Origin of the sequence: Streptomyces sp. NPDC002130 (genome assembly GCF_040296465.1) — a bacterium.
Classification (GTDB): domain Bacteria; phylum Actinomycetota; class Actinomycetes; order Streptomycetales; family Streptomycetaceae; genus Streptomyces.
The window spans coordinates 1-9,142 of the sequence record NZ_JBEOXI010000295.1; the positions used below are offsets into that span (position 1 = coordinate 1).

Sequence of the window (9,142 nt, forward strand, 5' to 3'; positions counted from 1 at the left end):
CTCTGGCGACCGATCGACCGTCGTCGTGTGCCGCCCCGACGGGCGCTCGGCCACATCACTCACCCTGTGGCGAATCTCCGACGGCGCCCAGCGGGGGCGCCGCTACGTCTGGGACGACGGGGACTGCGGACTCGAGGGCGTCGACGTAACCGGGCGGTACGTCGTCACGGGCACGCCGGGCAGGCTGGTGCTGACGGACCTTTTCCAGGGCAAGTCGATCAGCGAGTCCGCCCGGCCCAGAGGAACTGTGGTGATCGCCTGGGATCTGGTGTCCAGCGGCGGCAGACTGTTCGCCGCGGCACACGACCGATCGTTGATCAATTACGTCGAACTGTTCACCGAGCCCAACGTCGTCGATGTGAACGATCAGAAACTCAGCGCGGACGGCAGTAGGACCATCAGCCTCGTGGACGACGGTGCGAGCCTGCAGGTCCGGTCCGTGGCAAGCAAGGCGGGCGACCCGCCGACTGCCGAGGCGAGCCGCCCGCGACCGTACTGGTACCCCAAGGACGCGTACCTGCTGGCGCTCAACTCGGACCGGACGCTCCTGGCCGACTGGGTGGCGGAGGACACCGTCCTCATCCGGGAGGTGTCCACACTGCGCCAGACGGCCCGGATCACCGTCCCCAAACCGCCGTCCACGTCAGAGTTCCAGTACTTCTTCGACCGGGACGCACACCTCGTGACCGTCTCCGGGACACGGGTGCAGCAGTGGGACACGCGCACGGGCAGGCAACTTGCCCACTTCGACATCAAGACCATCATCGCCGACAGCCGCAGCGCGAGCACTCCGCCGACGGTGAAGGTCGGTCACTACCCGGGGGACAACCAGGTGGCCGTGCTCCTCCGGGGCGATCCCACCGTCCGTGTCGTCGACCTCGCCACGGGACGTACGAAGACGACCGTGAGGGTGCCTATCAACACCGTCGCCACGCAATTCGATCCCAGCGGTCGCTACTTCGCCGCCATGCGCAGCGGCGGCATCGTGGAACTGTGGCGGCGTGACCCGCTGCGCAGGGAACTGGGGCCGCTGCGCAGCGTGGCTGAGGACGCGGCGACGCCATACGCGGCCAGGTTCATCGACGGGGAGGGCGGCTTCGCCGTGGCAGCCAACAGTTCCGTACGGATCTACGAGGTCGGCAGGCGCAGCTATCGCGAGTCGTACGACTTCGGGCGGGTGCCCTCCAGTCAATACCTGGCAGACGGCTCGTACGTCTTCTGGGACATCACTCCGGACGGCAGGTCCGTGATCTATCAGAACTCGATCAACACCGGCGGACCCTTGCACCTCGATCCCGATAGCTGGCGACGGGAGCTGTGCGAAGTGATCGGTCACCAGCCGTTCAGCGCTGACGAGAAAGGCGGTCTTCCGGCGCGCGTACCGGCTCGGCCGGTCTGTTCCTGACCGGAGTGCTCCGGTGCCGGCTCCGCGCTTGCGGATGCCGCAACGCGTAGCCACTGGGCCGGCTGTTCTGGGCCTGCGCTTGGGTGACGACTACAGGCAGGATCCGTAGGCCCTCGTGGCTCGTGTCGTCGATCACCCCCCAGATAACAGAAATTCGGGCCCGTATACCGACATCGCCGCCTGGTGGACCGAGGACCGCCAGCGTCAGCGGCGTCTGGCCCTGCCTGCACGCCGCCCTGCTGACCGGGCTGCGCAGCGCCGGCCTGCTGGACCTGGACGAACTGCTCCGTGGACGGGTCGCACGTCCGGGCTCTCGAAGGAAGCATCACGTCGGACCTCACCCGTCGACCGCGCCCGCCCGTGGTCGAAGCACCACTTGATCGCCCACCGGCTCCTGCCGCTACTCGACGCCATCCCACCGATTCGGGGTATGCGGGGACGTCCCCGCCGCAGGCCCCGGTGCCGGTATACCGACCGAGGCCACGACTTCGGCAAGCACCGCCGTCTGCTGCGGAAGCGGGGCGCAAAGCCGCTGATCTCGCGACACGGCGTCCCCCACGGATCCGGACTGGGCAACGTGCGCTCCGCTGTTCGAGCGCGCCTTCGCTTGGCTGCACCAGTTTGAACGACGACGCACCCGCTACGAGCGACGCGCCGATTTCCACCAGGGCCTGCTCGAACTGGCCTGCAGTCCATATGTCTGCGCCGCCTGCGAACCTCGCCCTGAAGGGATTCTCGTACGACCTGGCGACGATGGTGATCGCCATCGGTCACCTCGGCGGCGACACGCGCCCTTGGCTGGCTGACCCGCATGCAGGCGTTCGGGTCTGCGCGGCCCTGGCGCCACACCTTGCCGGGAACGACACAGCAGAGCACGTGCTCATGGAACTGGAGCGGTCGCCGCAAGCGTTTAGCAAGTCCTTCGGCGACATGGCTCCGCCCCTGCAGCTCCAGTCCCAGTCGCTCCAGGACTTGCTCGCAGGGCGACGCGCGAGCTGATGCCCGATGTCAGCGACCGAGGTTACGGTCGCGGCAGGGTGAACAGCCCCTGCTCGGTCTCCGTCAGGCCCGCAGTGGGGCGTCGGCCGCGGCGAACACCGCCATGATCTGCTGGTAGGCCGGATGGTCCGGCAGGTTCGCGGCCGGCGGCGTCGGCGGGGATGGATCAGGTAGCGCCAGCAGGGTCTTGCGGGTGATGCGTACTTCCTCGGCGAGCCGGTCGAACTCCTCCAATTGCGCGGTGAGTTCCGCGATGCGTCCTCGCGTGGCCTCGGCTTGCGCGGCGATCTCGCGCTCTTGCTCCTCCAGGTGCGCCGGCACCGCTCCCAAGGTCAGGTCGCTGCCGCTCATGCGCCGCGCCCAAGTGGGAGCGGACGTCGCGGTGAGCATCCGGGTCATCCGGTCGCTTATGGCCCAGTACACCCTCGACTCGGCGGAGGCGGCATCATGATCCCGTTCACCTGCTCCACCACCCACCTCTTCGGCTGCGGGACGAACCCGCTGGTTGCCGGGTTGCGCTCGACGACTTCGACGTCGATGCCCACCTTCTGCCCGTGGTCGATGACGGCGGTCTTGAACCCCTGGTCCACCAGGGCCTTGTGCACTGTGTCGGTGTCGGCGGCGACCTTGTCCAGCAAGGCGATGCCGGCGGCGTTGTCGTGCGCGGACGCGGCCAGTACCACCACCGCGATCACCAGACCGAGAACATCAACTGCCAGGCCGCGTTTGCGGCCTGGGAACCGCCCCCGGCTCTCGCGGACCTGCCAGCGCAGCAGGTCGTGGGGGAGGTAGTCCCACTGGCAGCCGGTACGGGACTGGTAGAGCAGGGCGTTGACGATCTCCCGCATCTCGTAGGCGCCCCGGTGGCCGCTGACGGAGGGATGCTGAGCCTTCCAGGAGGCGATGACGGGTTCGATCAGGGCCCACCGCTCATCGGATAAGTCGCTCTTGTAGGGCTGGCGATAGCTCACGAGGAACACTCCAGCACGACAGGCCCCCCGATCAGCCCCGATACGCCTGCGCCACACGTTCCAGCGACAACAAACGCAGTATCACGCCACATACCGCCCTCTCAGAGCGGTCGCCCCAGGGGCAGCAGGGCCTCCTCCGGCAGACCGTCCTTCAGGAGCGGGAAGCTTCTCTCGGGGTCCTGAAGGACGCCGCCGCCGTCCCCCGGCAGCGGGTGCGGGGCGACGAGGCTGAGCGGCCTCCGGACGAACAGCGCGCCGATCGGGCCGCGGACGGCGCGTCCGCGGCTCGATCGCCATGTCACCGTCAGGCCGACGGCCGGCAGGGCGAGCTGAGGTAGCAGGTGCCGCAGGAGGTGTAGCCACCGACCACATGGCAGGTCTGCCGGTAGTAGAAGCTGTTGCGCTGGCTGCAGTAGCAGATCTTCTGGAAGGTGGTGTCCGCCTGGGCCACGGCCTTGGGCACGAGCCTGCCCAGGATCTTGTCGCCCATCGTCCCCATGAATCCCATCACTGCCGTTTCCTTTCGAGTACGCACCGCCGGAAAGAAGCAGATTCGACCGTAGCAACGGCAGATACGGCGCTTCGTACAGTTCGGATACAGCGAGCGGAAGAGACCGGTCCGCAAACCGTGTCCAGCGAACCGCCCGATACACCCATAGACACCCAACTTCCACGCGAATGGCAAAGGGAGCGAACAGGGCGCGACGCCCCCCCGGGTTTCCCGCGGGGGCAAGAAGAAATACATTGACAGGCAATACGGCGGGCGGGCACGATCACACCGACAGCGGAACCCGCGGGGGGTGTCTGTGCCTGTTCTGTTGATTGCCGTCGGGTTCCTTGTCGGCCTCGCCGGCGCCGTCCTTGCCGCGCTCCGCATACGCGGCCGATACACCGTGGTCACCGTGGAAGGCACCAGCATGGCGCCGACGCTTTCGCCCGGCGACCGGGTGGTGGTGGAACGCCGCACCGTCGACCAGGTGCGGACCGGGGACATCGTCGTACTGCAGCCCCCGCGAAGGACGGGCGACTACGAACCGCTGAGCGACCGCGCATGGAACATCAAGCGGGCCGCCGCGCTTCCCGGGGACCGTATTCCGGAAGGAATACCGGGAGGCGGAGACCTCACCGAGGTCCCGGACGGGCGGCTGGTGGTGCTCGGCGACAATCCGGACAGTATTGATTCCCGTCATCGGGGATTTTTCGAGGCCGACCGGATCATGGGCGTGGCGGTCCGCCGACTGGGCGGCAGTGCTTTGTAAAAATCACATACCGGGGGACAGCCACAAGCATGACCGTCGAGTTCCGGGCCCTCGGCCCGCTGGAAATCGTGGACGGTGGCCAGACCGTCCGTATAGCCGCTGACAAACAGCGCACCATTCTCGCGATGCTGGTCGCCCACCGGGGCGGCGTCGTCTCCGTGCCCGCCCTCGTGGAAGAACTCTGGGGCGGCACCCCGCCCCGGTCGGCGGTGCCCAATCTGCGCACGTATGTGATGCAGTTGCGCCGGCTCCTGCCGCCCGCCGCGGACGGCACGCACCCCCGGCTGATCACGTCCCGCTCCGGCTACGCGCTCCGGACGGACGACGGCGAGACCGACATCGCCCGCTTCGAGGCCCTCGTCGAGCGGGCACGGCAGGCGGCGGCCGGGCACGACCTGGCGGGGGCCACCCGCGCACTGGGCGGCGCCCTGGCACTCTGGCACGGGGCGCCACTGGAGAACGTCGTCAAAGGACCCGCCCTGGAGGGCATCGCGGCGGACCTCACCGAGCGGTACCTGAGCGCGATCGAGGCACAGGCGGACGTGGAACTCGCGCGCGGTACCGGGGCGGCCGTGGTCGACACCCTGCGCCGGGCCGTGCGCCGGCATCCCCTGCGCGAACGGCTGCGCAGCCGCCTGATGCTCGCCCTGCACCACAGCGGCGACACGGCCGGCGCGCTCGCCGCCTTCACCGACGCCCGCGAAACGCTGCGCAACGAACTCGGCCTGGACCCGGGGCCGGAGCTGTGCCGCACCCAACAGGCCGTGCTGCGCCGGGAACCGGATCCGACGTCCGTCCCGGAGGTCACCGCCCTGACGACGGCGCGGCCCGCGCACCCGGCCACCGGTACGGTGCCGCGCCAGCTCCCCCGGGCTCCCGGGCCGTTCGCCGGACGGGCGCACGAGACGTCCCTGGTGCGGGACGCCCTGCGCACCCGGGACGGAACGACCGCCGGGGCGCCGGTCGTGGTGCTGCACGGGCCGGCCGGACGCGGGAAGTCGGCGCTGGCCCTGCACGTCGCCCACCGGGCCGCCGCGGACTACCCCGACGGCCAGCTCTACGTCGATCTCGACAGCCCGCGGGCCGGCGCCGGCCCCCTGACCCCGGTCACCGTGCTGCGCCACTTCCTCCGTTCGCTCGGCATGCCCAGGGCGGACGTGCCGACCGCCCTCTCCGAGGTCTCGGCCTACTACCAGTCCATGGTCGCGGGCCGGCGCGTCCTCGTGGTCGTCGACAACGCCTTCCACCGCGGCCAGGTCCTTCCGCTGCTGCCCGCAGGCCCGGGGTGCGCGGTGCTGGTCACGAGCCGGAGCGTCCTGCCCGCGCTGGACGCGGTGCATGTGCCGGTGGACCCCCTGGACGAAACGGACTCCGTCCGCCTGCTGTCCCTGCTGGCCGGGGACGCGCGCGTCACCGCGGAGCCCCGGGCGGCGCGGGAGATCGCACGGCTCTGCCACGGAAACCCCCTCGCGCTCAGCATCGCGGGGGCCCGCTGCGCCGGCCGCCCGCAGGGGAGCCTCGCCGGACTCGCCGCCCGGCTGCGCGACCCGGCGCGCACCCTCGACGAATTACGGGTCGCCGACCTGGCGATGCGCTCGTCGTACGCCAGGAGCTACCGGGAGCTGTCGGCCCACGACCCCGAACACCGCGCCGCCGCACGGGCGTTCCGCCGGCTGTGCACCCTCGGGGCATCCTTCAGCGCGACGCGCGCCGCCGAGGCCATCGGCGCCGCCCTGCCGGTCACCGAGCGGGCCCTGGACTGCCTGGTGACCGTCGGGCTGCTCACTCCGGTGGCGCGCGAGGGGTTCCGGATGCCTGATCTCGCGGGCCTGTACGCGCGAGAGCTCGCCGCCCGCGACCAGGTCCGCTACAGGGAGCCGGTGCTCAGCGGATCGGCGATATGACCGCGTGCGACGGCTCCGCCGCCGGTGCCCCGGGCCGGTCCGCCACGTCCGGACGAGCCGGGGCGTCCGGGGCCTCGGGTGCGTCCGGGGCGCGATAGCCCTCGGCCTGGATGGCGAACAGACGCGCGTACTCGCCCTCCCCGGCCATGAGCTGCTCGTGCGTTCCCCTTTCCACGATCCGGCCGCCCTCCAGCACGACGATCGCGTCCGCCTCGCGGACCGCGCCGAGCCGGTGGGAGACGAGCAGGCTGGTGCGCCCCGCCCGGTGTTCGCGCAGCCGGGCGTGGATCTCCGCCTCCGCCTGGGCGTCCAGGCCGGCACTGGGCTCGTCCAGGATCAGCAGGTCCCGGTCGTCGCGCAGCAGGGTGCGGGCGAGCGCCAGCCGCTGCCACTGGCCGCCGGAGAGCACGACCCCGGACTGCGGGTCGTCCTCGGCCTGGTCGGCGAATATGCGGCTGAGCATGGTGTCGTAACCACGGGGCAGCCGCTCCACGGTGCCGTCGGCATCGGCGAGCCGGGCGGCCTCGCGCAGTCGCGGGCGGTCGTCGAGCGCCTGGAGTTCCCCGACGCCGATGTTCTCCGCCGCCGTCAGGTCGTAACACATGTAGTCCTGGAACAACACGCCCATACGACGGCGCAGTTCGGCCGGCGGCACGTCGCGGATGTCCACTCCGTCCCAGTAGATCGCCCCTTGGGTCGGATCGTAGAAACGGCAGAGCAGTTTGATCAGGGTGCTTTTCCCCGCGCCGTTCAGCCCGACGAGGGCGACCGCGGTTCCGTGCGGGACGGTCAGGTCGACGCCCCGGAGAATCCACGGATGGTCCTCGGCGTACCGGAACCAGACGCCGCGCAGTTCGATGCCCCGGCGCAGGGCCGGCAGTCGCCCCGAAGGGTCCGCCGACGGCAGGTCGTCGGGGAGCGACATCACCTTGTCGTGGTACCCGAAGACGAGCAGCGCCTCGTGCGCCATCGCGACGTTGTCCACCAGACCGGTCAGGGCGGCCTGGGTACCGGCCACGGCGGCGACGAACGCCGTCACGTCGCCCACGCTCAGGGCCCCGGTCGTGGCGGCCCGCACCGCCCACACGAGTCCCAGTCCCGCGACCACCGTGGACAGCAGCGCGAGGAGGGACTGCGTCCGCGCCTCCTGGCGGTCGAGCCGCTGTTCGCCCTCCTGCCGGATCGCGAGCTCCGTGAGCATGCGCCCCTTGAGGAAGTCGCCGAGGCCGAACAGCCGGGTCTCCATCGCGCTGCGGACGTCGGTGAGAAGCAGCGAGTAGAAGACCTGGCGGCGGACCGCGGGGGAGACTCCCGCGAGCATGCCGACCCTGCGCCGGGACAGGGAGAGCCGCGCGAGGAGCGCGGGGACGGCGGCCACCGTGACGAGTGCGGCCATCGACGGGCTCAGCAGCGCCAGCGTCCCGAGCAGGCTCACGAGCGTGATGACGTTGCGCGCAGTGTCGAACAGGCCCGTGGTGACGGGGCCGAGCCCGCCCCCGGACGCCTGCATGGCCATGTTGAGGTCGTTACGGAACCCGGGGTTCTCGAACCGGGACAGCCCCTGCAGCCGGTTGACGGCGCCGTACAGGCGGTCCTGCATCAAGCGGTCCAGCCGGCGGCCCAGTTCGTTCTGCAGGTAACCGCTCAGGTGCGGCAGCACACCGGCCGCGAGGCCCACGGCGGCCAGGCCCGCCGCCAACTCCAGCACGTGTTCCGGTCGTCCGCCGGCCAGGTCGTCCACGACGAGTTTCGTCAGCCATGCCGTGGCGGTGGGCAGCAGGCCGAGGACGACGGTGACGAGCGAGTACGCCAGCGCGTGCCACGGTCCCGCCCGCCAGCACATCGACCAGGCGACCCCGAGGTGCCGCACGGTCCGCCTCGGCCCCGCCGTGACCGCCCGCCCGGTGGGCCCGGCCTGCGGTCCGTTCTCCACGCTCACGCCGCCGGGGCCGGCTCGGGCAGCTCGGCCAGCTCGGTGGACGCCTGCACCACGGAGCCCTCCCCGTCGACCAGGACGAAGGTGGGGAAGGCCTGGATGCCCATGTCGTCGGCCACGGCGTGGGCGCCCTCACCCCGGATCACCGCCGCGTCCGGACCCACCGCGGCGACCAGCTCGTCGGCGCGCGCCCCGTCGCCCGACACCACCGCCAGCGCCCCGTACCGGCGGGCCCGGACGGCGAACTTCGGCGCGTGGTCGTGGCAGGTGTCGCACTGCGCGTCGAAGAAGGCCACGAGGGTGGCGCCGGATGCCCGGGCGGCTTCCGGAAGCCGGTGGCCCACCAGCATGCCCGGGTCGTACGAGGAGAAGCTGGGCCGGCCCGCCAGCCGTTCGAGTTCCGCGGTGTGCTCGCGCAGCCGGCGCAGCACCGCGAAGGTGAGGAGCAGGTCGAACAGGCACAGCACACCGACCAGGACGACGGCGGCAATCAGAAAAGGCATGAAGGGGACCTCACTTGTGGACGGCGCGTGGACGGGCGGCGACCGGGGCCGGCCGGCCGGTGCGGAAGAGGATCCGCACCCCGATGCCCCGGTACTCCTCCGGTACGGTCAGGTCATCGGCCTGGAAGTACAGCCCGGGCTCGACGGTGAGGCACATCCCCGGCT

Annotated in this window: 9 protein-coding genes and 4 pseudogenes; 6 read left to right on the forward strand and 7 right to left on the reverse strand. The window is 70.8% G+C overall.

Features of this window, described 5'->3' with window-relative positions:
* The 4 genes and pseudogenes from ABT116_RS35680 to ABT116_RS35690 all read left to right on the forward strand — a co-directional run.
* Nucleotides 1-1,405 (forward strand): WD40 repeat domain-containing protein (locus ABT116_RS35680; RefSeq protein WP_351642716.1); only part of this gene is annotated, 1,405 nt, incomplete at its 5' end.
* A 206-nt stretch (nucleotides 1,406-1,611) separates the two neighbouring features.
* Nucleotides 1,612-1,784: pseudogene (locus tag ABT116_RS51000) on the forward strand (IS5/IS1182 family transposase); the annotation flags it as partial.
* A 12-nt stretch (nucleotides 1,785-1,796) separates the two neighbouring features.
* Nucleotides 1,797-2,132: pseudogene (locus ABT116_RS51005) on the forward strand (transposase); the annotation flags it as partial.
* Nucleotides 2,102-2,404, forward strand: a complete 303-nt coding sequence (locus ABT116_RS35690; protein ID WP_351642732.1) for a hypothetical protein — start codon at nucleotides 2,102-2,104, stop codon at nucleotides 2,402-2,404. The pseudogene ABT116_RS51005 and the gene ABT116_RS35690, both read left to right, overlap by 31 nt.
* A 63-nt stretch (nucleotides 2,405-2,467) precedes the next feature.
* On the opposite strand, the gene ABT116_RS35695 is transcribed toward ABT116_RS35690, so the two are convergent.
* The 4 genes and pseudogenes from ABT116_RS35695 to ABT116_RS35710 all read right to left on the reverse strand — a co-directional run bounded on the left by ABT116_RS35695 (nucleotide 2,468) and on the right by ABT116_RS35710 (nucleotide 3,883).
* Nucleotides 2,468-2,755, reverse strand: coding sequence for a hypothetical protein (locus tag ABT116_RS35695; protein WP_351642735.1), 288 nt, complete (start codon nucleotides 2,753-2,755; stop codon nucleotides 2,468-2,470).
* Nucleotides 2,756-2,764: 9 nt separating this feature from the next.
* Nucleotides 2,765-3,375: pseudogene (locus tag ABT116_RS35700) on the reverse strand (transposase); the annotation flags it as partial.
* Between the two features lie 101 nt (nucleotides 3,376-3,476).
* Nucleotides 3,477-3,677 carry a hypothetical protein gene (locus ABT116_RS35705; RefSeq protein WP_351642719.1) on the reverse strand — a complete coding sequence of 67 codons (201 nt, stop codon included), beginning with the start codon at nucleotides 3,675-3,677 and terminating at the stop codon, nucleotides 3,477-3,479.
* Nucleotides 3,678-3,679: 2 nt separating this feature from the next.
* Nucleotides 3,680-3,883, reverse strand: coding sequence for a hypothetical protein (locus ABT116_RS35710; RefSeq protein WP_031104385.1), 204 nt, complete (start codon nucleotides 3,881-3,883; stop codon nucleotides 3,680-3,682).
* Between the two features lie 298 nt (nucleotides 3,884-4,181).
* Here ABT116_RS35710 and ABT116_RS35715 point away from each other — a divergent pair, with 298 nt between their 5' ends.
* Nucleotides 4,182-4,634 carry a S26 family signal peptidase gene (locus tag ABT116_RS35715; RefSeq protein WP_263212629.1) on the forward strand — a complete coding sequence of 151 codons (453 nt, stop codon included), beginning with the start codon at nucleotides 4,182-4,184 and terminating at the stop codon, nucleotides 4,632-4,634.
* A 29-nt stretch (nucleotides 4,635-4,663) separates the two neighbouring features.
* Nucleotides 4,664-6,538 (forward strand): AfsR/SARP family transcriptional regulator, encoded by a 1,875-nt coding sequence (locus ABT116_RS35720; protein ID WP_351642724.1) that lies wholly within the window; start codon nucleotides 4,664-4,666, stop codon nucleotides 6,536-6,538.
* Here the strand turns inward: ABT116_RS35720 and ABT116_RS35725 are convergent.
* From ABT116_RS35725 to ABT116_RS35735, 3 genes and pseudogenes are all read right to left on the reverse strand, one after another.
* The gene (locus ABT116_RS35725) at nucleotides 6,519-8,477 is read right to left on the reverse strand and encodes an ABC transporter ATP-binding protein (RefSeq protein ID WP_351642727.1); all 1,959 of its coding nucleotides are present in this window, start codon (nucleotides 8,475-8,477) and stop codon (nucleotides 6,519-6,521) included. The two genes, ABT116_RS35720 and ABT116_RS35725, sit on opposite strands and share 20 nt — an antisense overlap.
* Nucleotides 8,474-8,977, reverse strand: coding sequence for a TlpA family protein disulfide reductase (locus ABT116_RS35730; protein WP_351642729.1), 504 nt, complete (start codon nucleotides 8,975-8,977; stop codon nucleotides 8,474-8,476). Before ABT116_RS35730 ends, ABT116_RS35725 begins: the two co-directional genes overlap by 4 nt.
* Nucleotides 8,978-9,047: 70 nt before the next feature.
* Nucleotides 9,048-9,142 (reverse strand): annotated as a pseudogene (locus ABT116_RS35735) (M24B family metallopeptidase); the annotation flags it as partial.